This window comes from Cloacibacterium normanense (assembly GCF_002943105.1).
Classification (GTDB): domain Bacteria; phylum Bacteroidota; class Bacteroidia; order Flavobacteriales; family Weeksellaceae; genus Cloacibacterium.
In genome coordinates, this window is record NZ_PTPZ01000007.1 from 83240 (window position 1) to 107872 (window position 24633).

Annotated in this window: 26 protein-coding genes and 1 other RNA gene; 19 read left to right on the top strand and 8 right to left on the bottom strand. The window is 31.4% G+C overall.

What is annotated here, in order from left to right; all coding sequences use genetic code 11:
• The first annotated feature begins 24 nt into the window (after positions 1 to 24).
• On the top strand, positions 25 to 987 hold the full coding sequence (gene metF / locus C3729_RS10875) for a methylenetetrahydrofolate reductase [NAD(P)H] (protein ID WP_104794170.1): 963 nt from the start codon (positions 25 to 27) through the stop codon (positions 985 to 987).
• Here the strand turns inward: metF and C3729_RS10880 are convergent.
• Together C3729_RS10880 and C3729_RS10885 are read right to left on the bottom strand one after the other, a co-directional pair.
• Positions 984 to 2138 (bottom strand): hypothetical protein, encoded by a 1155-nt coding sequence (locus C3729_RS10880; protein WP_104794171.1) that lies wholly within the window; start codon positions 2136 to 2138, stop codon positions 984 to 986. The two genes, metF and C3729_RS10880, sit on opposite strands and share 4 nt — an antisense overlap.
• A gap of 60 nt (positions 2139 to 2198) precedes the next feature.
• Positions 2199 to 3569, bottom strand: a complete 1371-nt coding sequence (locus C3729_RS10885; protein WP_104794172.1) for an alpha-amylase family glycosyl hydrolase — start codon at positions 3567 to 3569, stop codon at positions 2199 to 2201.
• Between the two features lie 222 nt (positions 3570 to 3791).
• Here C3729_RS10885 and C3729_RS10890 point away from each other — a divergent pair, with 222 nt between their 5' ends.
• From C3729_RS10890 to C3729_RS10915, 6 genes are all read left to right on the top strand, one after another.
• Positions 3792 to 5033 (top strand): tyrosine-type recombinase/integrase, encoded by a 1242-nt coding sequence (locus tag C3729_RS10890; protein WP_104794173.1) that lies wholly within the window; start codon positions 3792 to 3794, stop codon positions 5031 to 5033.
• Positions 5033 to 5761 (top strand): hypothetical protein, encoded by a 729-nt coding sequence (locus C3729_RS10895; RefSeq protein WP_104794174.1) that lies wholly within the window; start codon positions 5033 to 5035, stop codon positions 5759 to 5761. Before C3729_RS10890 ends, C3729_RS10895 begins: the two co-directional genes overlap by 1 nt.
• Before the next feature lie 78 nt (positions 5762 to 5839).
• Positions 5840 to 6118: a helix-turn-helix domain-containing protein gene (locus tag C3729_RS10900; protein WP_104794175.1), complete on the top strand. Its 279-nt coding sequence runs from the start codon at positions 5840 to 5842 to the stop codon at positions 6116 to 6118.
• 76 nt (positions 6119 to 6194) lie between these two features.
• Positions 6195 to 7412 carry a VapE domain-containing protein gene (locus tag C3729_RS10905; protein WP_104794176.1) on the top strand — a complete coding sequence of 406 codons (1218 nt, stop codon included), beginning with the start codon at positions 6195 to 6197 and terminating at the stop codon, positions 7410 to 7412.
• 231 nt (positions 7413 to 7643) lie between these two features.
• The gene (locus C3729_RS10910) at positions 7644 to 8603 is read left to right on the top strand and encodes a toprim domain-containing protein (RefSeq protein WP_104794177.1); all 960 of its coding nucleotides are present in this window, start codon (positions 7644 to 7646) and stop codon (positions 8601 to 8603) included.
• 307 nt (positions 8604 to 8910) lie between these two features.
• A complete protein-coding gene (locus C3729_RS10915; protein ID WP_133159978.1) occupies positions 8911 to 10071 on the top strand; it encodes a hypothetical protein in 1161 nt (386 codons plus the stop codon).
• Positions 10072 to 10083: 12 nt separating this feature from the next.
• Here the strand turns inward: C3729_RS10915 and C3729_RS10920 are convergent, their stop codons facing one another.
• Positions 10084 to 11664: a helix-turn-helix domain-containing protein gene (locus tag C3729_RS10920; protein ID WP_133159979.1), complete on the bottom strand. Its 1581-nt coding sequence runs from the start codon at positions 11662 to 11664 to the stop codon at positions 10084 to 10086.
• 412 nt (positions 11665 to 12076) lie between these two features.
• Here C3729_RS10920 and C3729_RS10925 point away from each other — a divergent pair, with 412 nt between their 5' ends.
• Genes C3729_RS10925 through C3729_RS10940 form a run of 4 tightly spaced genes read left to right on the top strand, consistent with a single transcriptional unit; the run spans position 12077 to position 14929 of the window.
• Complete coding sequence (locus C3729_RS10925) at positions 12077 to 12304, top strand: hypothetical protein (RefSeq protein ID WP_104794180.1); 228 nt, start codon at positions 12077 to 12079, stop codon at positions 12302 to 12304.
• Positions 12305 to 12360: 56 nt separating this feature from the next.
• Entirely contained in the window at positions 12361 to 13986 is a 1626-nt protein-coding gene (locus tag C3729_RS10930) for a hypothetical protein (RefSeq protein ID WP_104794181.1), read from the top strand.
• A 2-nt stretch (positions 13987 to 13988) separates the two neighbouring features.
• A complete protein-coding gene (locus C3729_RS10935) occupies positions 13989 to 14357 on the top strand; it encodes a hypothetical protein (protein ID WP_104794182.1) in 369 nt (122 codons plus the stop codon).
• Positions 14358 to 14362: 5 nt separating this feature from the next.
• The gene (locus tag C3729_RS10940; RefSeq protein ID WP_104794183.1) at positions 14363 to 14929 is read left to right on the top strand and encodes a hypothetical protein; all 567 of its coding nucleotides are present in this window, start codon (positions 14363 to 14365) and stop codon (positions 14927 to 14929) included.
• A gap of 716 nt (positions 14930 to 15645) precedes the next feature.
• On the opposite strand, the gene ssrA is transcribed toward C3729_RS10940, so the two are convergent.
• Positions 15646 to 16045: a transfer-messenger RNA gene (gene ssrA / locus C3729_RS10950) on the bottom strand.
• Positions 16046 to 16263: 218 nt separating this feature from the next.
• Here ssrA and C3729_RS10955 point away from each other — a divergent pair.
• Entirely contained in the window at positions 16264 to 16992 is a 729-nt protein-coding gene (locus tag C3729_RS10955; protein WP_104794185.1) for a hypothetical protein, read from the top strand.
• Positions 16993 to 17065: 73 nt separating this feature from the next.
• Complete coding sequence (locus C3729_RS10960; RefSeq protein WP_104794186.1) at positions 17066 to 17797, top strand: SIMPL domain-containing protein; 732 nt, start codon at positions 17066 to 17068, stop codon at positions 17795 to 17797.
• Between the two features lie 8 nt (positions 17798 to 17805).
• Here the strand turns inward: C3729_RS10960 and C3729_RS10965 are convergent, their stop codons facing one another.
• From C3729_RS10965 to C3729_RS10980, 4 genes are all read right to left on the bottom strand, one after another.
• Positions 17806 to 18318, bottom strand: coding sequence for a GNAT family N-acetyltransferase (locus tag C3729_RS10965; protein WP_104794187.1), 513 nt, complete (start codon positions 18316 to 18318; stop codon positions 17806 to 17808).
• Positions 18319 to 18378: 60 nt separating this feature from the next.
• The gene (locus tag C3729_RS10970) at positions 18379 to 18615 is read right to left on the bottom strand and encodes a PspC family transcriptional regulator (protein WP_069800592.1); all 237 of its coding nucleotides are present in this window, start codon (positions 18613 to 18615) and stop codon (positions 18379 to 18381) included.
• Entirely contained in the window at positions 18615 to 18941 is a 327-nt protein-coding gene (locus tag C3729_RS10975; protein ID WP_104794188.1) for a nucleotide pyrophosphohydrolase, read from the bottom strand. The genes C3729_RS10970 and C3729_RS10975 overlap by 1 nt, the downstream gene beginning before the upstream one ends.
• Positions 18942 to 19016: 75 nt before the next feature.
• Complete coding sequence (locus tag C3729_RS10980) at positions 19017 to 20417, bottom strand: hypothetical protein (protein WP_104794189.1); 1401 nt, start codon at positions 20415 to 20417, stop codon at positions 19017 to 19019.
• Between the two features lie 209 nt (positions 20418 to 20626).
• Here C3729_RS10980 and C3729_RS10985 point away from each other — a divergent pair, with 209 nt between their 5' ends.
• The 6 genes from C3729_RS10985 to C3729_RS11010 all read left to right on the top strand — a co-directional run bounded on the left by C3729_RS10985 (position 20627) and on the right by C3729_RS11010 (position 24582).
• Positions 20627 to 20878 (top strand): type B 50S ribosomal protein L31, encoded by a 252-nt coding sequence (locus C3729_RS10985; protein WP_069800586.1) that lies wholly within the window; start codon positions 20627 to 20629, stop codon positions 20876 to 20878.
• A gap of 109 nt (positions 20879 to 20987) precedes the next feature.
• On the top strand, positions 20988 to 22148 hold the full coding sequence (locus C3729_RS10990; protein ID WP_104794190.1) for a GlmU family protein: 1161 nt from the start codon (positions 20988 to 20990) through the stop codon (positions 22146 to 22148).
• Between the two features lie 11 nt (positions 22149 to 22159).
• Entirely contained in the window at positions 22160 to 22717 is a 558-nt protein-coding gene (locus C3729_RS10995) for a hypothetical protein (RefSeq protein ID WP_104794191.1), read from the top strand.
• Between the two features lie 126 nt (positions 22718 to 22843).
• The gene (locus C3729_RS11000) at positions 22844 to 23353 is read left to right on the top strand and encodes an RNA polymerase sigma factor (protein ID WP_104794192.1); all 510 of its coding nucleotides are present in this window, start codon (positions 22844 to 22846) and stop codon (positions 23351 to 23353) included.
• 11 nt (positions 23354 to 23364) lie between these two features.
• Positions 23365 to 24003: a hypothetical protein gene (locus C3729_RS11005; protein WP_104794193.1), complete on the top strand. Its 639-nt coding sequence runs from the start codon at positions 23365 to 23367 to the stop codon at positions 24001 to 24003.
• Between the two features lie 12 nt (positions 24004 to 24015).
• A complete protein-coding gene (locus C3729_RS11010; RefSeq protein WP_104794194.1) occupies positions 24016 to 24582 on the top strand; it encodes a DUF4252 domain-containing protein in 567 nt (188 codons plus the stop codon).
• Positions 24583 to 24633 lie beyond the last annotated feature (51 nt).

The following is a 24633-nucleotide window of genomic DNA, read 5'->3' on the forward strand; positions in this document are numbered from 1 at the left end:
AATATTGAACTTTGAATTGAGAAAATGAAAGTTACAGAACACATACAAAACGCAAACGGAAAAACACTTTTTTCTTTTGAAATTTTGCCACCTCTAAAAGGTCAAAATATACAATCGATTTTTGATGCGATTGATCCATTGATGGAATTTAATCCTGCATTTATAGATGTTACGTATCATCGTGAAGAATATGAATATGTAGAACGTGAAGATGGACTTCTGGAAAAACGAGTGGTGAAAAAAAGACCGGGAACCGTGGGAATTTGTGCTGCAATTCAGAATAAATATGGTGTAGATGCAGTTCCGCATATTTTGTGCGGTGGATTTTCTAAGGAAGACACCGAAAATTTCTTGATAGACATCGATTTTTTGGGAATTCATAATGTAGTTGCATTAAGAGGAGATGCGGTGAAAACAGAAACCTATTTTAAACCAGAGAAAAACGGACATGCTTTTGCCAAAGATTTGGTAGAGCAAATCGTGAAAATGAATCACGGAACTTACCTAGACGAAAGTTTAGAAAATTCTGCCTGTACAGATTTTAACATCGGTGTTGCAGGTTATCCTGAAAAACACATGGAAGCAGCAAGTCTGGAACAAGACATTTACCACCTCAAGAAAAAAGTAGAAGCAGGTGCAGATTATATCGTGACGCAAATGTTTTTCGACAATCAAAAATATAACGATTTTGTAGAAAAATGTAGAACTTCTGGTATTAATGTTCCTATTATTCCTGGATTAAAACCAATTACTACCAAGTCTCAACTGAGTATGATTCCGCATCGTTTTAAGGTAGATTTGCCTAACGAGTTGGTGATTGCCATTGCTAAAGCAAAAGACAACAAAGAAGTAAAAGAAATTGGAATCAACTGGTGCATTCAGCAAAGCAAAGATTTAATGAAAAACGGCGCTCCTGTTCTACATTATTATTCCATGGGAAAAAGCGAAGTGGTAAAAAGAATTGCTTCTGAAGTGTTTAAAGACTAAAGCATTTTGTGTCTTTCAAACGGAAGATTTTGGTCAAAAATATAACGATAAGTCGCGAGTTTCCTCGTGACTTTTGTTTCTAAATTTTCGGCAATTTTAATCATTCTTGGATTAAAATCTCCAATCCATTGCATTTCGTAATCGGTATAATTTCTAGTTTTTCTGAAATGCTTTGTACCTTCCCAAATCATAAATCCATCGATACCTTTTCTTTGCCATTCTGGAACAATTCCGAAAACCAATCCTACCATTTTCTTATTTTTTATAAAAAATTTAGCCAATAAAAATTTCAATTTTTCAATCCAACCGAATTTCCCATTCAAGTATTTAAACCATTGATTCAAATCTGGAATGTTAATCCACATCGCAATCGGTTTATCATTTTCATAAATGAACCAAGAGATATTTTCGTCTAGAATAGGTTTCATGATTTGAAACATTTTCAGCACTTTTTTAGCTTCTATTTGCTTTCCTTCACCATGATTTGCCCACGCTTTGTTGTAAATTTCTGCAAAATCATGCGCAAATTTTTCCAATTGATTTTTTTTCCAATGAACTGCTTTCAAATTTGGATTTTTAGCATTCATTCTATGTCCATTCATAAAAACTTGTGAAACCTCATCATAGACTTTCCTGCCGTAACACAATTGATTAAAATAAATCTGAAAACCGTAATTTTCAAACAATTTCTGATAATACGGCGCATGAAAATTCATCCCGTACAACGGTTCATGAAAACCTTCAATGAGCAAACCCCAAAACTTGTCTCGCTCCCCGAAATTTATCGGCCCGTCCATTGCTTCCATTCCGCGTTCCAGCAACCAATTTTTACAAAAATCAAAGATGAAATTTGCCGTTTCTTGGTCATCAATACAATCAAAAAAACCAATTCCGCCAGTTTTTAACTTTTGTTCATACTTTGGATTGACAAAAACCGCAACTTTCCCTACTATTTGATTTTCTGCATTTTTAAAAAGAAATCTTTCACAAGTTCCATTTCTGAAAAATTTATTTTTGTTGGGATTAAAAACCTCTTCAATGTCTTTATCTAATGGGCGAATGTAATTTTTCTCGTTTCTAAACAAACGAGCTGGAAATTCTAAAAATTCTTTTTGCGTTTCTGGCGAATTAACGAGAATAGATTTCAGCATACATTAAAAAAATCCGATTAAATGAATCGGATTTTAAATGTAGTAATTATTTTTTATTTGTTAATCCTTCACCAAAACTTTGTAATCCCAAGGCTTCAAAGAAACAGTGTAGCTTTCTTTTACTTGAATTTTTTCTTTACTAAAAAGTTCTGTGTAATTTCCTTGGAAATATTTAGAATCTAGGGTCACTGTTAATTCTTCGTTAGAGAAATTAAAAATTGGCAAAACAGCGTCAATATTTTTTTCACGATGGAATGAGATTACTTTGTCCATTTTATCATTGGTAATTCTTACCATTTCGCCACCGTATTTTCCGTTCCAGAGCGCTTGATTTTTGTGTTTCAAGTGAAATAAAGTACTAAATAACGCTACATGAGGATGGTCTTTCCATTCGATTGGGTCTTTGTCAAAAAATTTCAAACTTCTATCAAGTCCAGCTTCTTGTCCGCTATACATAAGAGGCATTCCGTTTACCACACCACAAAAAACGATAGAAGTTTCTAATCCTTTCCCGAAATTTCTTTGCGGCGTTCCGTTCCAAGAATTCATATCGTGATTGTCAGTAAAAACCATTCTGTAAGCATTTCTAGGAACCGAACCTACATCGTGAGCTAAATATTCTACCAATCCGCCAATTCCTTTATTTTGTGTAGTGGCATCTTTTAATTTTTCAAAAAGCGTCCATGAGTAAGTCATGTCAAAAGATTTTTTGTACAAATCTCTACTTTCCCACTCCGCCAACATGAAAACAGGTTTTATTTGGTCTAATTCTTTTCTGGCATTTTCCCAAAAATCTACAGGAATAAAACCTGCTACATCTGCTCTATAACCATCAATATTAGCCTCTTTTACCCAAAATTTAAGAGATTCTGTCATGTATTGTCTAAATTCTGGATTTTCATAATCAAAATCAATCACATCATCCCAATCATACCAAGGTGTTGGTTGAAAATTTCCGTCTCTATTTTTAGTGTACCAATGAGGATGAGTGGTTGCCAAAGAATTGTCCCAAGCAGAATGATTACCAACCCAATCGATGATTACGTACATTCCCATATCATGGATTTTTTTGACCAAATTTTTAAAATCTTGCATAGTTCCAAATTCTGGATTCACCCCACGAAAATCTTTTACAGAATAATAACTTCCTAAACCCCCTTTTTTGTTTTTTTCGCCAATAGGATGAATCGGCATGAGCCAAATAATATCTACACCCATGCTTTTCAGTCTAGGCAAATGTTTTTCAAAGGCTTTGAAAGTTCCTTCTGCAGTATATTGACGAAGATTTACTTCATAAATCGTAGCATTTTTGCTCCATTCAGGATGGGTAATTTCTACATATTCTTTAGGAAAATATTTTTGGTCAATTTTTTGAGAAAAAAAGCTTTGAGAAAAAACAACAAGGAAAAAAACTAGAATTTTTGTTTTCATTTTCAGTAATTTCCTCAAAGTTAAGAAATAAAAAAACGCTACAAATGATTTTGTAGCGTTTTAATTTTCGTGGAGTTGGAGGGAAATGAACTTATATGAAGTTAATATACTTTATATTTTATAAATATTCTATTTATCAATATTTTACATATATTTGTATATATAAAAACATATTGTTTTTATGCTTAAATATAGAAGTTTTAGCACCTAAATTAGCACCTAATGAATTATACATTTAAACTCAAAGAACCTAATAGCGAAAAGGAAACTCTTATTTACTTTCGTTCTTATTTTGGAAATGAAGGTAAAAATTTTATTTATTCTACCGGAGAAAAAATTAAACCTATTGAGTGGGATTTTGAAAATAGGCAACCCAATGATTTGAATGGACGAACAAAAAGAGCAGAAAATCATAGAAGCGTGAAAAAGCAGTTAGATAGGTATAGTGGTTTTTTTACTGAAATTGTCGATCGTTATAAGAATATTAATGAAGAACTAACCACAGATGTAATTAAACAGAGATTTGATGAACATTTTAAAAAAGTAACTGTTAAAAGTGATTTTTTTAGAATTTATCAAGATTTTTTAACTGAAAAAGAAAATGACTATACAGGGAATGCCATTTCTATTTCAACACTGAAAAGATATAAATGCAATAAGACATTGCTTGAAGATTTCCAAAAAGATTATAAAATTAAGATAGCACTCGGAAATTTCGATGAAAAGCTTTATAATAAGTTTCTCAAATATTGCATCGAGGAGAAGAAACATTCGGCAAATACGGTTCATCGTAATGTAGGATTGTTAAAAACTTTTTTAGGTTGGGCTTTGGGAAAAAAATATACATACAGCAATAGTTTTCTAAATTTCAAAAAACCTCCAAAATTCAGAACCGATGAAATAGCTTTAAATTATCAGCAGGTAGAAGAAATTTACAATTACGATTTCAGTAAAAATAGAAGATTGGAAAGAGTAAGAGATTTGTTTGTTTTGGGTTGTGTTACAGGAATGCGTTTTGGAAATTACAGCAGTATTTCCAAAGAAGATATTCAAGAAGATTTTATTCGTGTAGTCGATTTGAAAAGCAAAACAAAAAATCTTTCAATACCATTAAACAGTATCTCACGAGCAATTTTAGAAAAGTATGATTATAATCTTCCCAATATTTCCAATCAGAAAATGAATAAATTTATAAAAGAAGTCTTTCAGGAAATGGAGTTTACGGATGAAATAAAAAAGACAATGAAATATGGCGATGAACTGATAGATAAAAAATCGGAATTTTGGGAAAGGATATCCAGCCATACCGCCAGAAGAAGTTTTATTACAATAATGAAAAATAAACGAGTTCCAGATAAGGTAATTATGTCTTATACAGGACATAGAAGTTTGGAGGTTTTCAATAATTATTACCGCCCGAGCGAAGAAGATAAAGTTAATTATATGAATGAAGTTTTTAAATAATGAAACAAAACAATTTGTATCTCAAATACAATCCTGGTGCAGAAATTATAGCAATACCTTTTATTGTCAGTCGAATTATTAAAGGAAAAAATATAAAAGAATTGCTTTATGAAATTATTAATGCTCTTAGAGAAAAAGCTGCTAATGTAAAGTTAAATGAGCTGGAGAAATTTGAATCTCAAATAGAATATAATAACATTGAAAATTTTTTTGCCACACACTTTAAAGCGCTGGAAAATTCCAATGAACATACTTTCGAAGATAAAATAAAGTACTGTTTAAAAAAGTATGCTAAAGAATCCAAAAGCTTATTATCTGCTGCCAACACAGTAGTTTTAGAAGAAAATTTTTTAAAAGGTGCACAAGAAACGCTTTTTTATTATTTTATTATAAATGAGAATAAAAAACCTAAAAAAACATTCCAATCAATCTTTGCAAATAAGGAAAACTATAATAAATTCATTTCAGTAATGAAAAATAATTTTTACTTAAATGGAAATAACAAATTTGATATTCCCATTATCTTCTTTGCCGGAGTATTAACATTCCTCAAAAAAAAAGGTTTGATAAAGAATGTAAAAAATATTGACATCATAAAAGCCTTGAAAACGGATTTTGATTTTGAAATTTCAACTGCTTCATTTTCAAATGGAATGCCCTATCCAACCAAAGAAGAAGAGAAAAAATTATTTGATGATTTATCAATAGAATTTATGATTAAGTATTAAATTTTACTGAATTTACTAAAATTCATAGATTTAAAACACAACTAAGCAATATTTGCATAGAATTTTAAAACAATTACTATGCAGACAAGCAATCCATTTCAACCCATTATGGACGGATTAGAAGAGCTAAAAGAACTTATCCATTCCATAAAGAAAGAACCTGAAATCGAACTGAAAAAGAAATTCTATTCCTTTAAGGAGGCATCGGAAATTTTGAAGTTAGATTATCAGACCGTTCGTTCCCACGTTCTCAAAGGAAATATCAAAGCTGACAAAATAGGCAGATTTTACCGTATCAATCATTTGGATTTGATGAATGCTTTAAATGAAGTAAAATCATTGAAGTATAGAAGATAGACATGTCTTTGTTTATCCGAAACACTATTCTCTAACCTTCCGTATCTCTTACGGAGTAAATTAAAATCCACAAAAAATGAGCGAGAAAGTTCCCTCTTCGACAACAGGGATTGAACCACTGATACAAAATGGGCATTTACACGGAAAGCCCACGTTGTACCAGTCGGAAACCAAATCAAAAACGATATATGACAGGACGATTGATTATCTGGAAGGGAAATACAAAATCCGTTTCAACGTCATTGCGCTGGAACTGGAGATTTGCCTGAAAGATTCCGCCAGTGAATGGACTTCGTTAAACATCAATTCCCTTTTGATAGAGCTGGCGCAATCAGGAATCGAAATCAATATGAATAAACTGGAAATTTTGGTAAAAAGCCATTTAATTCAGCAGTATAATCCTATCCGTGAGTATTTTGAAAATTTAGAAACTTGGGATGGAGAAAATTACATCAAAAATCTCTGTCAATATCTTAAAACTAATGATGACGAAGCATTTCTTTATCATTTTGAAAAATGGTTGACTAGAGCGGTTTTGTGTTCTCTAAATAAAGGTTATGTCAATAAACAATCTTTGGTTTTAGCATCGCATCAAAATTCGGGAAAATCATATTTTTTACGGTTTTTAATTCCGCCAAAATTAGAAAATTATTATACAGAAAATATATCCATCGACAAAGACGGAATTATTTCCATTTGTAAAAATTTGATTTGCAACCTTGATGAATTGGCAGTTTTATCAAAATCGGATGTGAATACTTTGAAATCTTTCATTTCAAAAAGCAGTGCCAATATTAGACTTCCTTATGCCAGAAAAGCTGAATTTTTAGAGCGGATTTGCTCGTTTGTAGGTTCAACCAATCGGACTGATTTTCTTACCGATGAAACAGGTAGCATTCGTTGGTTAATTTTTGAGGTGTATTCTTTCGACTTCAATTATTCTAAGGAGATCAATATCAATCAAGTCTGGGCTCAAGCCTATTACAATGCTTATGAAAGAAAAAATTACAATCCGGAATTGACAGCAACAGACATCACCGAAAATGAAAAGCGGAACGAAAAATACGCACAGGTTTCGATGGAACAAGAGTTAATTTCGGCACATTTTGAAAAATCGGAAAAAATTGAGGAATTTCTTACGGCAACCGATATTATGTTGGCGATGAACAACGCTTTGGGATTGCGACTGAATAACATAAAAATAGGCAAAGCACTCACCAGTTTGAAATACCAAAGAATAAAACATCCCAAACTTCAGGTGTACGGTTATCTCATCAAAAGAAAATCAGAGTAAATCTACCTACCAAAGTTACCAAGTTACCTTAATTATTTTAAATATCTAATAATCAATAATTTATTAAGGTAATTGAATTTTTAAAATAATTACCTAAAACTACCTAAACAAAGGATTTATGGTAAGAAGGTAAAGAAAGGTAATGACAAGAATATGCTTTAAAACACTGTAAATCAATGGAAAGGTAATGAGGTAAGAGAAATTAGAAAAAATATAGAAAACAAATAAAAAATGAACTGCAAACAATTCAACACCATAAAGTTGGAAGAAGTCCTTCAAAATCTCGGACATCTTCCTACAAAACAAACGGATAAAGAAGCTTGGTATCTCAATCCTTTTTCCAACGAGAACCAAGCCTCTTTTAAATTGGATAAAAGAAACAATATTTGGTATCTCCACTCGGAAGGTATAGGCGGAAATAATACCGATTTTATGCTAAAATATCTGAATGCTTCCGTAAAAGAAGTTTTGGAATGGTCGGAAAAGCAAAACTTTTCTTCTTTTCAACCGCAAAATATTATTTGTTCAAAAATTTCAAAACCAAATTATAAAATCACGGCAATTAATGAACTTGAAAATGAAAATCTGAAACAATATCTTCATCAAAGAGGGCTTTCGTCAAGTGCTTATCCGTTAGTAAAAGAAATTCATTTTACATTGGGCGAGAAAAATCTTTATGCTATCGGATTTGAAAACCTTTCCGGAGGTTGGGAATTGAGAAATTCATTTTACAAAGGTTCTTTATTGAAGAAAGATATTTCTGTTTTTAAGCTTAATAATGAAAGCCAAAATCAAAATGAAACAGGGAAAAGAATCGCTGTTTTTGAAGGATTTATGGATGCTTTGTCTTTTGTTGAGCTGAAACCGTTTTTCAATGGCGATGTATTGGTGATGAATTCTATTTCATTACTGCATAAAACCAAAGAATATTTAAAAAATTATTCCGAAATCCATTTGTTTTTAGACAATGATAAAGCAGGAGAAATTTGCAAAAATGAAATTCTGAAATCATTTCCTGAAGCCAAAGATTGTTCGGAAATTTATTTGCCTCACAAAGATTTGAATGACTATTTGCTTTCCGGAATTAATACAAAAATCAAAATAGAAGAACACAACCCAATCAAATCAAAACACGAAGAGCAGGAAAGCGAAACCAACCAAGCGAATCCGATTTACAAAAGAAAACGTTGAAAATGCGTGCGGATATTTTTTTTAACAACTATCGGCAAAAGTTAGGAGCTCATTCGCAACTTTGAAGGTCGATGCTCTCCCAACAAAGTTTCTACTTCGCTCTGCGAGGCTTTTAGCGGTAAAAAATAGTATAAGGTTCAGCGTTTTACCTGTGAAAAATAATTCAGAGTAAGGCTTTCCCAACCTGTAAAAAATAATGCAAGGTCAGTCCGTAACCTGAAAAAAAAAAATGATCAGGTTGTAGAGTAACCTGCGTAAAAAATTCACAGGTCAAATCATCATCAAATCATCATCAAAAGTAAGAAAAATGAAGACATCCATCAATTTCAAAGTGGCAAAATCAGATTCCGAAATTCATAATTTTAGAAAGAAATCCTTTGATTACATCCGCAAAGATTTAACCCCGAAAAACGAATATTGGATGGAGCAAAAAATTGCAGACCGACTGTTAAAAATAGAAGCTTTTTGCAAAGAAAAATCAGGCAGAAAATTACAGAAAAATGCAATGCCGGTTCGGGAAGCGGTGGTTGTGATTAAAGAAAATACCTCAATGCAGGATTTGCACAACCTCTCAAAAAGATTGGAAGATGAACTGAAAATTAGGGTTTTTCAAATCGCCATTCACAAAGACGAAGGGCATTACGATAAAGACACCAAAGAATGGAAACCGAATTATCACGCTCATTTAGTCGCAGATTGGCAGGATTTGGAAACAGGAAAAACGTTGAAACATCAATCCTTTCATTATTCCAAAATGCAGGATTTGGCTTCGGAATGTTTGGGAATGGAACGTGGTGTTTCTGGTTCACTCACAAGACTGGAAGCGGTAGAATTTAAAATCAAGAAAAGAGAAGAAGATTTGAAAATTTTGGAAGAAAGGTGCAATGAAATGCAACAGGAAATTGATTCTAAAAAAGCAGAAGATTTAATCGTAAAAGAATCCGATTTTCTCGGTTTTCAGAAAATAAAAACGGACAAAACGATTGAAAACTACAAAAAGGCTATCAAATCCAACAATCTCCAAATTCTGAAAAATAAAACAGAATTGGAATCCAAAGAGAAACAAATTGCAGAGCTGAAAACCAAAATCGAAAGCCTAAAAAACGAAGTTTTCTTTTTCAAAAACAAAAACTCCACGCTCCTGACCAATGCAACTGTTTTTGCTGTTGAAAAGAAAAAATATTTGGAATCGGTGGTTAATATCATACAGAAAACCATCAATAATGAGCGTTTGAAAGTATCTTTTTATGAACGCCTAAAATCTAAAGATTTTAAAATTTCTGATGAAGTTGCAAGGATTTGTGAAAAAATATCGAAAGACAATAATATTCCGTTTTCTGCTTTTGAGGAGGTTTTTAGGGATTCTGAGAAAATGGCAAAGATTTTCACATTGCTTCGGTTTGGAGAAAAGAGAAATAGTCAGCCTGAAGAAATCAACATTGAAAGAAAGAGCAAATTGGGGCGCTAAAAGTGATTTAAATTAAGATAAAGCACCTAAAATACCACCTTGTCCTTCCATCTCTTTTTTCCTTTGTCTTACAAAATCTGCTGGGCGTATGCCGTTGATTTCCTGAAAGAGGTCAGAAAAATTCTGGCGGGAACCTATTCCACATTCATCAGCCAATCCTTGAACTTTTAGTTGCAGATAATATGGATCTTCATACATTAATTTGGTAATGTAATTAATGCGAAGCGTTGAAAGATACTTGCTGAAATTTACACCTTTCACATCATTGATATACTGCGAAAGATAATATTTGTTTGTATTTAAAATATTTGCAAGTCTGTCGATAGTTAGCCCATTTTCTTTAAATCCTTTATTAGTCTCAAACTCTTTTAGTTTATTTTGTAAATCATTAAATATATCTTCACTTAATACTGAATTTGCATAGATGGAAACGCTTTCGTACGATAGTGAAGTTTGCTGGTTTTGCTGTATTAGATTATTTTCTAGTTCAAGATATTTTAATTTTATCTGTTTACCGTTTTTGTAAAATTTCCAAGCTAATAAAGCAACTATAAGTAATATTGTGATAAGTATGACAATTGTTCCTAATCCCCATTTATTACGAGTTTCTAATTTAGTTTTCGATTCTTCCAAGATTTGCGTATCATAATCTTTATGGATTTTTTCAGACAAATATTTATAATCTCTATTAAGAATGCTATCTGCTTTCAGAAGTTTTTTTGAGTACTCCAACTCTTTTTCCGAATCCTTTTGATTATGGTAATACTTAATCAGAAAATTGTAATTTCCAAGAATTTCGGGAACAATAAATTGTCTTTTCTGAAAAGTAGAATCTACTTTCTCAAATTGTTGTATTGCCAAATCTTCTTTTCCCAATCCTAAATAACTTTTTCCGATGTAGAAATCTGCGACAGAAGCCCAATAGAAATCATCTTCTTTGTTAAAAACAGGCAGGCTTTTTTGTAAAAGTGTAATAGCGGAATTATAATCTTTGTGATGATATACAGAAATTCCTTTACATTTTGTTAGGTAAGCTTTTTCTGATGGGAATTCATCGATTTTTGAAAAACGAAGCCCTGCATCAATAATTGAGTCTGCCTTCCTGTAATCTTTTATATTTCTGTAACAAACGGCAATTTGATGTAAGCTATTGAGATAGCCTTTAGTAGAATTGTATATTATATTTCGGTGGGAGTTTCCTTTTGCTTTTGGTTCAAAATAAGAAATGCATTCATTAAAGTGTTCAATGCCTTCGTTGTAGTATCCCAGATAACTTTTCACTAATCCCATTTGATAGATAATCTTATATTTAAGATAATCATCTTTATTGTCTTTAGAATATTGATAGGCTTTTAAATATTCTGCCAATGCAGATTGGTAGTTTTTATAATAGAAATAGTACAAACTGCCTTTCAGCAGGTAAACAGTAGAAATGAGTTCCTTATCATCTGTTTTGTGTGCAGTAGCTACGGCACTATCGGCATATTTTATTTTAAGTCTTTTATCATTAGAGTAAAAAGTAGCATCTCTATATCCCTGCACCAATTCGGGATAGTTCTTTTCCTGCTTGGCTCTTTGTATGTAAATTTTCACATAGTGTAATGCTTTTTTATCACTCTCATCAAAATTTTCATAAACACTTCTTAGGGTTTCATAATTTGTCTGTCCATATATTTTTCCAGAAGAAAAAAACAAAGACAAATAAAAAAAACAAAAAAATATTTTTCTATATAACACTTTTATAACACGTTTATGAATACAAATTTAGATAAAACAGCCTAAAATTCATCATTTACAAATTATTTATAATCTATATAAATAAAATTTAAATTGTTAATTGTCAGTTAAATATTTGTCCTAATTTCTTTTTTACGACGTCCTTATTTGTCAATTTCCATTTCAAGACTGGCTTTTTTAGGAAAAGTCATTTTGCACAAATAATTTAGATCCAGAATTCAATCATAAAATTTCCCGGCGCCGGGATAAACTTAAAAAACAGAATAATATGAAAAAGTTTATCTCTTGGGTATCAGCAATTGCTGTATTTGTTTTGGTAATCAGTTGTAGAGAAGCAGAAGAATTAACAACAGTTCCTGATGGAATACAAAATAATTCAATATCTGCAAAAGTAAAAAAAGATTCAGTGGGGATTACTACTCCCACCTCCAATGAATCTAATTCATTAGAGGTACAAGAAAGCGACCCTCCGAAAAAGGATGAAATTAAGTGGTAGTTGTAAAAAGTGTGAATGAGTAGATTAGTAATAAAAATAACCTTAAAATCAAATTTATGAAAAAAATCAAAATTTTAGCATTAATAACATCAATGCTGTTAATAAATTCTTGTAATGATGACTTACTGAATACATCACAACAAGATATAAAAAACGAAGTAATATCTGATGCAAGTGTGAAAAATGGAAGGTTATACTTTCCAAATAAGTCTTCGTTGCAATTTCATTATGATAAACTCAAAAATGCAAGTGAAGATGAAATTGCAAACTATATTGATAAAAAAGATTATTTACCTTTAAGACCAATTTTAACTGAAGAAAATGAAAATTTAGTCGCTCAAAAACTGAAATCAAGGATTGGTGGTTTGAAGCAAAAAGCTAAAGCATCAAAACATTCAAAAATATCTAATTATTTAAGCAAGACTACAAGTGATGAAGAAATAATCGATGATATTGATGATTTAGAAGAAGTTATAGGTGATGACGCTTATGGAGCTTTTCTAAATAATGATGCTGAAATACAAGTAGGAACTGAAATTTATAAATATACAGATGTTGGTCTATTTGTAATTGAAGAAGATAAATATGCTCAACTTGATTCTTTTTTAGCTTCTAAAAATATTTCAAGTGACCTTTTAATTCCAACGGAAGAAACAGCAAAAATTAATTTTATCCAACAACAACCTTGCAATCAATTAAGTTTAGTTGCTTCAACCGACATTGAATACTTCAATTCATATGACTGCGGAGGAAATTCAGGTGGTGGTTATGGAGGAGGAGGAAGCACATACACTCCACCAGCAAACAATTACGACCAGATGTATAATTTCATTAATAATTTGCAAAATTGTTCACCAACAAATGGTTTATTTGATGGGATATTTGGAGATAGCGATATATGTATAGATAAATATGAAAGCAGATATAGAGTAAAAACAAAGGCATATAATTATAATTACTATTTGGTTTATAATTTGGGTGTAAAAGTAAAGCATCAATACAAAGGATGGACTGGATTGTGGAGAAAAGAAAACTGTCAAGAATTAAGATTAGGTGTTATTTCTGGACAATTTTCATACGATTATTCTAGCTATTTTCAATATCCTACTACACAGTATGGTATTACAACAATATACAATAATAATAGCCGTTTAATGTTTGATGCAAACGTAAATTGGTCACAAAATGGACTAAACATAACTGGATATTCTACACAAGGTTTTCCAAAAATTTTGCAAGATGATATTGTAATAGAACAGTTTAGTAATAATCAATATATCAATCAAGCAATTCAAGCAGGCAATAAACAATTAGCTGCAGATAAATTAAACCAGCAATTTTGGAACTATGTAATTCCAACTTTAGGCAATTGGTGGCAAAACCTTGGAAAACCAACTCCAGATTCAAATAACATTACATATACATACAAAGCTCCTGCATTAGGTAAAATATTAATTCAAAAAACTTTGTATAAACATGCTTACAACGATGATAAATTAGAAAAGTCTTTTGATTTTGGATTTCAGATTGGGTTTAATCTCAATCCTGACAATGGTAATATTTCACCAGATTTAAGTGGAAGCGCATTAAAAAAACCTCAAGAATTTAGAGTTTTAATGTATGGAATTGCTAAAAGAAATGGAGTTTGGCACGGAAGTAAAATTAATACTATCAACAACTAAATATGAGACTTTCAATATTAATCATTTTGGTTTTATTAAACTCTTGTGGAAGAATAATAGAGCAAAATCAATTTAATAGTGAGTTAAATAATTATAATTCACCATACCAAGGAACTTGGTATGGTATTTATAGTGGTTCAGGTATTAATTCAACATTCACATTAAAGGTATATAAAGCTGGAAATGTTGAAGTAATAAGAAATATATATAATTCATCTGAAACATTTTATGGACAAGTTTTTGACAATGGAGTTTTAAACTCTGTTTACTCTCAAAATTCGGAATTTACTTTAAATGGTAGTTTAGCCACGAAAAGTGGAACTTGGAAACAAAATAATTTATCTGGAAATTGGACAATAAATAAACAATAATATAAATGAAAAAGACAATAATATTATTCACTATAATCATTTCAAATTTAATTTTTTCACAAGAATTAAATAAAGATGTAGAGAATTCAATCTTCAGCACTCAGATAGGAATTGCTGGAATTTGGTTTAATAATGAAGCAAAAATAACCAAAAACACCGTTTTAAGAAGTGAAATTGGACTATCCGCTGGTTTTTGGGGAGGAAGTTACTATGAAAAAAAAGGATTTTTATTAACTCCTCTTTTGCGTCTTGAGCCAAGATACTATTATAATATTGATCGTAGATTATCCAAAGGAAAAAATATTGAAAGTAATTCTGCTAATTTTTTCTCTCTGAAATCAACTTTTCATCCAAATTGGTTTGTAATTTCAAATTATGATAACGTAAATATTATAAGTGATTTTTCTATAATTCCAACATATGGATTCAGAAGAAACATAAATAAGAACTTCAATTATGAATTTTCTTTTGGATTAGGCTATCGTTATTTATATTTAAAAGATGCAGGATACATAAATAACAAATCTGAAATAGCACCGGACTTGACTTTTAGAATTGGATATACATTTTAAAAAACATTCTATATCATAGGTACTCGTGGCAGAACTCCACAATTTAATAAAATCTCATAATAATCTAAAATAACGACCTCTTTTAAAGCGATTTAAAGGAGGTTTTTTTGTAGGGCTTTAAAATCTGCTTTTTTCTGGTGGTAAGGCAATCATCAAAATATAGTTAACAAAAATACAGATTGTTATAACCTTGTAAAAAACCAACTGGAATTGGGAAATTAGCCGTCCTAATTCGTAAATTTTTAAGAAAATCAAAAATAAAAAGATTTATCATTCCGGTATTTTGTAGTGCGCAAAATGAATTTACGATGTTTTCAGGAAGCCTTCTTGTTTTATCAGACAACAATGATACTAATTAATCATCTTATTTTCTTCATTCTTCAGACAGGAGATTATGGAGTTGAAGCGAATGATGATTTTTTCAAAGGGAAAGGGATAGTTTTTAGATTTGTAATAACTGTTTTGTATGGTATTCCTATAGGTTTATTAATTATAAAATTCAATCTTCACACAAATCAATTCGTTGTGGGATATTCAATTGTAATATACTATTTTATTTTACTTTTTTTTGAATTTAGAATCTTATACAATACATTTTTTTATTCAAGAAAAAACAGAAATTGACAATCGGAATCTTGCTTCCGCTAATTGATATTAGCACCTAAATTAGCACCCGTAAATATAAACCCCTGTAAATCAATAATTTACAGGAGTTTTTGTGGAGTTGGAGGGATTCGAACCCTCGTCCAAACAAGCAATACGCAAGCTTTCTACATGCTTATTTTGCTATTGGTTTTCGTCGTAAAGCAGACAGCAAACAGCCAACTTTACGCTTATCTTCTATAATTTTCGTTCCCGAACCGAAGTTTTTCGGGACTTATTTCCGCATTTTCTATGCCTCGGAATCGAACGTCGCAGAACAGAACTTTCGGGAGACATCTTGTTTCCTTACTATACTTCGGGAAAAACGCTAATCCTACTAAGCTTCGGATTAAGCAGCAAGAGCAAACTCTTCGTTGCCAGTTAAATTCTGTAGCAAGGGATTAAAGAGATCGCGCTACGGTTCTCTGCATGCTTACTTACCCATTGGTCTTGCTGTCGAAACCAGTCAACCCCAATTTTTAAGTATGCAAATATAAGCAAAAAATGTACCTAAATTTTAATTCTGTATTTATTTTATATTGGCGCCAAATTTCCGCCTTCCGTCATCATTAGAACTTTTTAACCAAATTTTGAAAATTTCTCTCTTAAAAATTCATAAAAAAGTTAATCTCGGTTAAAGTTGTTTTAGCAATCAAATTTCAAAATAATTTTGAGCCTGCTAATCATAACCCATGAAGAAAACTCTAATCCTATTTTTATTCATTATCTCCCATTCTGTTCATGCTCAAGAATACATTTTTGGAAAAATTACCTCAGAACAAAACATAGAATTATCTGGAGTTCTAATTCTAAACACCAGAACCGACGAAAAAACATATTCAGACAGCGATGGAAATTTTATGATTTCTGCAAAAAACAATGATGCACTGCGATTCGTAAAACAAAAATTTGATAGATTTACCTATTCTGTAAAACCCGAAGATTTTAAAAATTCTATAAAAATTACGCTGATAAAATCCGTTGTAGAAATAGAAGAAGTAGAAATTAAAACCAAACTTACCGGCAATTTAAGAGAAGATGCAAGAAGAGTAGAATCTGTGAGAAAAGTAAAACTCAATAAAGATATCGCAAAATACATCACTCAAAAATCTGATCCTCTAATACTAAAACCAAAAGCAGGCGAATTTGTACAACCTAAAGGTGAAGGTTTTTCTGTAGGTAAAGTTTCTAGTAAAGCAGATAGAATTGATTTAGCTGAAGATTTTCTAGAAATTCTGGGTGAAGATTATTTTACAGATTTAGGACTTAAGAAAAGTGAAATTTCCTCGTTCATCTTTCATGTAATGAGTAGTTTAGATTTAAAAAACGCTTATAAATATGGTTATCTCAAAGGAAGCGATATTGCTCAGTTCAGGAAACAAGCAGAAACAAAAATTAATGATTTTAGAAAATTAAAGTAGTATGGAATTGAATTTGATGTATAATTTTTTGTAAATTTAAAGTTATCAAATCATCACCTAAAATCACAATTTTATGAACAAAAACATTATCGCCATTGCTGTTGCTTCATTAGGCTTCATCATTGGACTTGGCTTATTAGGAAGCGCCATCAAAAACCGAAACAAATCAGAAAACACCATCTCTGTTACCGGTCTTGGAACCAAAAAATTCACTTCGGACCTCATCACTTGGAGCGGAAACTTCTCCAGAAATAGTTTTGAACTGAAACAAGCTTATGATGCACTTTCAAACGATCGAAAAATCATCGAAAACTATTTGATTTCTAAAGGAATTCCTAAAAACGAAATCGTTTTTTCGGCGGTAGATATTCAGAAGCAATACAATTATGTTTCAGACGCTAATGGAAGCAGTCACCAAACTTTTGCAGGTTACCAATTAACTCAATCGGTTTCATTAGAAAGTAAAGATGTGGCAAAAATTGAAAACTTGTCTAGAAATATTACAGAAATCATCAATCTAGGAATAGAATTCACTTCTTCTCGACCTAATTATTTTTACACCAAATTGGCAGAAGTAAAACAAGAAATGATTGCTAATGCTACAAAAGACGCTAAAGAACGCGCCGAAAAAATTGCAGAAAATGCAGGTTCTGATTTAGGAAACCTTAAAAAAGCAACAATGGGTGTTATCCAAATTACCGCACCTAATTCTAATGAAGATTTTTCTTATGGCGGAACTTATAATACTCAATCAAAAGAAAAAGAAGCGAGCATTACCATTAAATTAGAATATGAAGTAGATTAGTTGAAATTTTAGATTTCGTAGACCATTTCGTGGATTTCTTTTACTAACGTTTCTAGATTTTCAGGTTCGAAATTAGCCATTAAAAATAAATTAACAGCATATTTACCTTCGCCATAACTTGGTTGAAGGTAATTTTTTTCTATGATGCTAAAACCATTTCTTTCGTAAAAGCGCAATCTTCTTTCTGCAATTTCTGAAAGTGAATCAGGCTCAGTTTCTAAAATCAATTTTTCAAATTTTTCCTGTAAACTTTCCAGAATTTTTTCTCCAAATTTTTGATTTCGGAATTCTTCAAAAACTTCAAAATGCTCTAAAAAATAAAATCCTTGAAGCTCCCAAATTACACAATATCCTATATTTTCGTCTTCGTGATTAATGGAATAAACAAAAGCGTCTGGATTTTCGGCCAAATCTAAAAATTGGTCTTTGCTTCGTCTTTCTTCTTCGGGAAAAGTCTTTTCGTAGCGGTAGAAAATTTTAGAAATTTTCTTGCGGTTTTGTAATTCTTCGAACCAAACCATTTTTATTTACGATTTACGATTTTTTGATTTACGATTTTTGATTTTAATGAAAACCATTATTTATAGGTCAAAAACATTAGGTCTTCTGGTAACGAAAATATCTTTTACCCAAAGTGTAAATGCCATCATGAGATAAACCAAGAAGAAAAAACCAGCAGTCGCAAAAGTGGAATAAATGAAAAATACACGTAATTTAGAAACAGGAATTCCCAGTCTACTCCCAAATCTGGTGAGCGTTCCGAACCATTCATGTTCTACTTTGTGCCTTAAATCCGTAATAAATTTTGGTTCTCTCATTATTTCAGTTTTTCATTATTTTGATGACGGTCAAAATCTCTTTCGGTTTTTACTTTCATCTTTTTATCAAAAGCGGCTTGTAAATCTACGCCAGTTTGGTTTGCCAAGCACAAAGTTACAAAAAGTACATCTGCTAATTCTTCGCCTAAATCTTTAGATTTATCAGATTCTTTTTCGCTTTGTTCACCATATTTTCTGGCAATAATTCTAGCAACTTCTCCTACTTCTTCGGTTAACATTGCCATATTCGTCAATTCATTAAAATAACGAACGCCAATGGTTTTTATCCATTCATCAACTTGATTTTGTAGAATTTTTATTTCCATAATTTCTTTGTTACGAGGTACGTGTTGCGTGTTGCGAGATAATCTCGTATCTCGAAACCCACAACTCGAAACTTTTTATTGATACGCTCCAATAGTAGGATTGCTAGTTCTGTTCACTTTTACAATATCTAGAGGAACCAAAGCTGCTGTAGAAACTTTTCCTTTGGTTTTTGCGGGAGAAGTTGCTTTCACTCTCAAATTCATTTTTTGGGTGAAATAATTCTCAAATTTTGGATCTTCGTTTTTGATGGAATTCACAATTTTAGCATTTCCGTCCCAAGTAAAACCTGCGTTTGCAGCATCAAATTTCACCAAACAATTCTCGATGAAATAATTAAATGTTTGTCCAGTAGTTGGCTTGAACTGAATCGCGTTATTTCTTTCGGTGTAAATGATAGAATTTTGAAGATTTAATGTTAAAGCGCCTTGTTCGTTAGAAGTTCCGTTGTTATATTCGTTAGTTGCATAGATTCCAAAACTCGGCAAAGTGCTATTTAAGTTCCAATAATTGGCAAAAGTAGCATGTAAAAAAGTATAATTTCCGCCTTTAAAAACTCCTAAATTCGCTTGTCCACAATTGTTAACCACCAAATTTTCTGCATTTACAGTGGCATTAATTCCTAAAATTCCAAAATCTTGAAAAGTATGAACAATCGTATTTTTAAGCGTAGCAGAAGCGTGATTGAGTTCTAAACCAGTGGTTCCACCAAAAATTTTAGCATATTTTAAATTGGCAATTGCACCTTGTTCAAGCTGAATTCCGCCCCAGTTAAGAGGAAGCGTGTCATATCTCGCATCATTTCTATCTCCGCGGAAAATTACTTCTTTGCCTAAATCTCCATTGGCAATCAATTGAGCATTTTTCCCGATTTTCAAATTGGCATTTTTATGAAAATAAACTTTTGTTCCCTCAGAAATAGTCAGTGATTTTCCATCAGCTAATTTCAAATCGCCATAAATAATTTTGGCTTTTTTATTGTTCCAAGAAGTATTGTCTGTTAAAATTTTCGGACTGTTTTCGGTAGAAATATAAAATTCCACATCTTGAACTACTGAAAGCAAAGTAACATGTTGATTCGCAACTGGCGATTCTATCTGAATTCTTTCTTCCGCAATCGCTTCTGGAGCATTTGCAGTAGGAGCAATTTCTACAAAAATATAAAGGCTGTCTTTTTTACGAAGGGGAACATTGGTAAATTCCGTTCCTGCTTTTCCATCTACATTAATTCTGTAAAGTGAAGAATTTCCTGATTCCAGATAAATCTTTGGAATGGAAATATCTTTATTCTCGTCGTTATAAATTTTTACAGCATAGGTTTCGCTTCTCACCTGATTGTAAACCGTGTCTAGAACCAAAGTGTCTACCGAAAATCTGAGTTTTTTGCTTGGTGCATCAAATTCTATTTCATCTCTGTTACAAGAAATGACAAAAAGAGCCAACCAAAACCCGAAAAAAAGAAAATATTTTGTCTTCATGGAAGTTTAAAAATAAGCGTAAAGTTAATGAAAAAAGCTGAACTGTTTCTAAAAACGAAAAAACTGTAAAATTTCTTTCACAAAAACTTAAAACGCTATTTGTCAATTCAAAAAATATTTTTATTTTTGCAGTCTAAAATTAAGAATAATAAAAGCAGTGCCATTACACGCAATTATTATCAACTAAAATTTAAAAAGACAATAAAGATATGAAATCAGGAATTCACCCAGAAAATTATAGATTAGTTGTATTCAAAGACATGAGTAATGACGAAGTGTTTCTTTGCAAATCTACAGCTGAAACTAAAGATACTATTGTTTACGAAGGTACAGAATATCCATTAATCAAAATGGAAATATCTTCTACTTCTCACCCATTCTACACTGGTAAAGTAAAATTAGTAGATACTGCAGGTAGAGTAGACAAATTCATGAACAAATACAAAAAATTCGCTAAGTAATTTAGCCGATTTTTTCATAATAAATCAGTCCTTCAAAAATTTTGAAGGACTTTTTTTGTAAATTTGTTTATCAGCACATTATCATATTAACCAATTAGCACATTCTAAAATGCAACTTATATTTTCTGATGCTCAATTTTGGGGAGATTTTCTTCCGCTTACTTATACCAAACCTATCGCAGAACTTAGAACAGGAATTCTTACGTTTTCTGAACGTTGGCAAAAACTGTTAGATTCTTCAGAAGTTTCTTACATCACCGAAGATTATCTTCAAAAAAAATATAAATCTTACGAAAAGAAAGAAAGTTTACTGATTACTCCAAATTTTCTTCCTTCTGAAAATGTTTTGGATCAAATTAAAAATTTACAATTAGGAGAAGCTTTGATATATGAAAACGAAGTTTTAGCGGCAAGATTAAACATGGAAAACTTCTCACTTTCGCAGATTGAAAAAATGACAGACATAACCGAAGAACTGATTTTCTTTAAAAAAGCTACGGATTTATTTTCACTGAATGACAAAGCCATTGATTTTGATTTTGAATTGGTGACCAAAGGAAGAACTTCTGCACCACTTTCTGAAACCAATGGATTTTTGGGCAAAAAAGAAGATTTATTTATAGAAGAAGGTGCCGAAATAGAATTTGCCACGCTTAATTGCAAAACCGGTAAAATCTACATCGGCAAAAACGCAGAAATTATGGAAGGTTCTGTAGTGAGAGGAAGTTTAGCACTTTGCGAAGGTTCTAAAATCAATATGGGTTCTAAAATTTATGGTGCTACTACAATTGGTCCACATTCTAAAGTTGGCGGCGAAGTGAATAATATTGTTATCACTGGTTTTACCAATAAAGGTCACGAAGGTTTTGTAGGAAATTCTGTGATTGGAGAATGGTGCAACTTGGGAGCCGACACCAATTCTTCTAACCTCAAAAACAATTATGCAGAAGTAAAACTCTGGAGTTATCCATCTAAAAAATTTGTAAAAACTGGACTTCAATTTTGCGGATTAATTATGGGAGACCATTCTAAAACTGCGATTAATACTCAATTTAACACAGGAACTGTAGTGGGAGTTGGTGCGAATATTTTCAAAAGTGGATTTCCACCCAATTTGATTGAACATTTTTCTTGGGGCGGATTTAAAGGAGATGAAAAATTCAGATTAGAAACCGCTTACGAAGTTGCCGAAAAAGCAATGGCAAGAAGAAAAATAGCTTTAACAGAAGAAGATAAAGAGATTCTGAAATGGGTTTATGAGAATTGTTAAGGATTTCGTTTATGAAGCTAAACTACAAAAATTTTGAAATTGAAATTTTTAATGATGGAAGTTTCAAATTACATTCAGCAGATAATACATCGAGTTATAAAAACGTATATTATAGTGATAATGATGATTTTAATAATAAAATTGCTGTAAGAACATTTGAAAATTCCCAAGAAATTTCAAATGCTATAATTTGTGAAAACGGAACAACAAATGGTTTAACAGAAAACAGCCTTATTATTAATGACAATAAAATTTGGATTTGTATAAGTAATAAAATCTATTGTTTAGAAATACCGTCATTAAAATTAATCTATCATAAAAAATTAGATTCTGTGACAAATTTTACCATTTATAAATTTAAAGATGATTTCATTATTCACGGGGAATTAGAAATATTTAGAATAACACAATTGGGTGATATTAAATGGAGTTTTAGTGGTAAAGACATTTGGGTTAATATAGAAGGAAAACAAGAAGTAGAAATTAAGGATGATAGAATAAAGTTAATTGATTTTGAAAACAATGAATATGAAATAGATTTTAATGGAATTGAAATTTCAGAAAAATAATTTCAAGCCGCTTTCAACATTTTTGAAAGCGGCTTTTTTATGACTAAAAATCAATAAAATAAAAAATTTTTATTTCAGATGTAATATTTTTCCGACCTTCGTTGTCTTACCTATAGAAACTAACCTATGAATCAAGAAACATTTAAGAATACTGTATTTGTTTTGAAAGACGAGATGTATCGTTTTGCAAAGCGATTCTTGGTGAGTAGTGACGAAGCCGAAGATTTGGTGCAGGATTTAATGTTGAAATTTTGGCAAAAAAAGGATGAATTGGTACATCTCAATTTAAAATCTTATGTACTAAAATGTGTGAAAAACGAGTGTCTCAATAAACTGAAACACGAAACGGTGAAACAGAATTTTGCAGATTTTCAATTACACAGAAGTGAGCTCTACAAAATGGAAACCAATAATCTGAAGGAGAAAATTTTAGAATTTATCAATGCGCTCCCCGAAAAACAGAAATTGGTCATTCACCTGAAAGATGTAGAAGAATATGAAGTCTCGGAAATCTCAGAGATTTTAGAAATTGAAGAAAATGCAGTGAGAGTGAATCTAATGAGAGCCAGACAAAAAGTAAAAGAACAGATTAACAACCTGTTAGCGTTTGAAAACAGAAAAATTCAAAACATTTAAAACCCGAAACAATGAACCCAAATATAGATAAAGAATACCAACATATCTTCCGAGAACTGAAGGAAGAAAAAATGGATTGGAATTTCGAAGATTTCTTGAAAAAAACCGAAGAAAAACCAGAGGAAACTAAAGTAATTCCTTTGCAAAAAAAATCTGGTGGTGGCAATCAAAAATGGTATTGGATGGCGGCAAGTTTGGTTACGCTTTTTGGAATGATGATGTTTTTTAACCCAGACATTACAGAATCAACCTTGAAACCTATTGCTTCTAATGAAAGTAATTCTTCAGAAAAACCAGAACAAACCAACACCACAAAACCAACTGAAAATCAAGATATTAACAACAATTCAAACACTATAAAAGTTGCTGAAAATAACGTAAAACCCACTAAAAAAATAAATCATGAGTTCAGAAATGAACATCAAAATATTGCTTCTCAACCAAGTAAAACTGTAGAAAATTCTCATGAAATTCTAGAAAATCCAGCAGAAGAATACAGCGCAGATTATGTAATCGTAAATGGCAAAAAAATCTATAACGAAGAAGAAGCCATCGATATTACGAAGGAAGCATTTCAACTTTTCGCGAGTAACGTTACCAAAACTATAAACCAGGCAGAGCCTATCAAAAATTTATCCATTAACTTTTAAAAAATTAATACAATGAAAAATATTATCACATTCCTATTCCTCATGTTTTTGCCAGTGTTTGCTTTGGCACAAACTGAAAAATTAGACGCAATTTTTGAAAAATATCAAGAAGCAGAAGGCGTAACTTCTATTAAGATTGCTAAACCAATGTTTAGATTGCTCAATAACATCAATATTGATGACTCTGATATGGACAAAATTAAACCGCTCATCAGTAAAATGAATGGTTTAAAAATCCTCATCATGGAAAAACCTGAAAAAGCAGAAAATCCTACCGCTGCTCAATTAGCTGCCATCAATGAAGCTAGTAAAGTAAAAAATGAAATTCTAGCTGCCGTAAAAAATCTGAAATATGATGAACTCATGACACTGAACAGCAAAGACAATAAAATCAAGTTTTTAGCAGCAGACACAAGCTCTAATCTACTGAATAACATGCTATTAACCATTTCTTCTGAGGATGAAAACATCTTGATGATGTTAGACGGACAAATCTCTATGGACGATGTTTCTAACTTGATTAATGACGTTCAAAAAGAAGACAAAACGCCTAAAACACCAGAAAAACCTAAAAAATAAACACTGAAATCGCCATTTATACAAATTTTTAAAAATGGCGATTCTCTTTCA

Coding starts and splice junctions, on each gene's coding strand:
- C3729_RS10900 (WP_104794175.1), top strand. CDS start 5,840: ATGCAGACAAGCAATCCATTTCAACCCATTATGGACGGATTAGAAGAG.
- C3729_RS10880 (WP_104794171.1), bottom strand. CDS start 2,138: ATGCTGAAATCTATTCTCGTTAATTCGCCAGAAACGCAAAAAGAATTT.
- C3729_RS10975 (WP_104794188.1), bottom strand. CDS start 18,941: ATGGAAATAAAAATTCTACAAAATCAAGTTGATGAATGGATAAAAACC.
- C3729_RS10890 (WP_104794173.1), top strand. CDS start 3,792: ATGAATTATACATTTAAACTCAAAGAACCTAATAGCGAAAAGGAAACT.
- C3729_RS10910 (WP_104794177.1), top strand. CDS start 7,644: ATGAACTGCAAACAATTCAACACCATAAAGTTGGAAGAAGTCCTTCAA.
- C3729_RS10935 (WP_104794182.1), top strand. CDS start 13,989: ATGAGACTTTCAATATTAATCATTTTGGTTTTATTAAACTCTTGTGGA.
- C3729_RS11005 (WP_104794193.1), top strand. CDS start 23,365: ATGAACCCAAATATAGATAAAGAATACCAACATATCTTCCGAGAACTG.
- C3729_RS10980 (WP_104794189.1), bottom strand. CDS start 20,417: ATGAAGACAAAATATTTTCTTTTTTTCGGGTTTTGGTTGGCTCTTTTT.
- C3729_RS11000 (WP_104794192.1), top strand. CDS start 22,844: ATGAATCAAGAAACATTTAAGAATACTGTATTTGTTTTGAAAGACGAG.
- C3729_RS10995 (WP_104794191.1), top strand. CDS start 22,160: ATGAAGCTAAACTACAAAAATTTTGAAATTGAAATTTTTAATGATGGA.
- C3729_RS10915 (WP_133159978.1), top strand. CDS start 8,911: ATGAAGACATCCATCAATTTCAAAGTGGCAAAATCAGATTCCGAAATT.
- metF (WP_104794170.1), top strand. CDS start 25: ATGAAAGTTACAGAACACATACAAAACGCAAACGGAAAAACACTTTTT.
- C3729_RS10940 (WP_104794183.1), top strand. CDS start 14,363: ATGAAAAAGACAATAATATTATTCACTATAATCATTTCAAATTTAATT.
- C3729_RS10955 (WP_104794185.1), top strand. CDS start 16,264: ATGAAGAAAACTCTAATCCTATTTTTATTCATTATCTCCCATTCTGTT.
- C3729_RS10925 (WP_104794180.1), top strand. CDS start 12,077: ATGAAAAAGTTTATCTCTTGGGTATCAGCAATTGCTGTATTTGTTTTG.
- C3729_RS10985 (WP_069800586.1), top strand. CDS start 20,627: ATGAAATCAGGAATTCACCCAGAAAATTATAGATTAGTTGTATTCAAA.
- C3729_RS10930 (WP_104794181.1), top strand. CDS start 12,361: ATGAAAAAAATCAAAATTTTAGCATTAATAACATCAATGCTGTTAATA.
- C3729_RS10885 (WP_104794172.1), bottom strand. CDS start 3,569: ATGAAAACAAAAATTCTAGTTTTTTTCCTTGTTGTTTTTTCTCAAAGC.
- C3729_RS11010 (WP_104794194.1), top strand. CDS start 24,016: ATGAAAAATATTATCACATTCCTATTCCTCATGTTTTTGCCAGTGTTT.
- C3729_RS10905 (WP_104794176.1), top strand. CDS start 6,195: ATGAGCGAGAAAGTTCCCTCTTCGACAACAGGGATTGAACCACTGATA.
- C3729_RS10895 (WP_104794174.1), top strand. CDS start 5,033: ATGAAACAAAACAATTTGTATCTCAAATACAATCCTGGTGCAGAAATT.
- C3729_RS10965 (WP_104794187.1), bottom strand. CDS start 18,318: ATGGTTTGGTTCGAAGAATTACAAAACCGCAAGAAAATTTCTAAAATT.
- C3729_RS10970 (WP_069800592.1), bottom strand. CDS start 18,615: ATGAGAGAACCAAAATTTATTACGGATTTAAGGCACAAAGTAGAACAT.
- C3729_RS10990 (WP_104794190.1), top strand. CDS start 20,988: ATGCAACTTATATTTTCTGATGCTCAATTTTGGGGAGATTTTCTTCCG.
- C3729_RS10960 (WP_104794186.1), top strand. CDS start 17,066: ATGAACAAAAACATTATCGCCATTGCTGTTGCTTCATTAGGCTTCATC.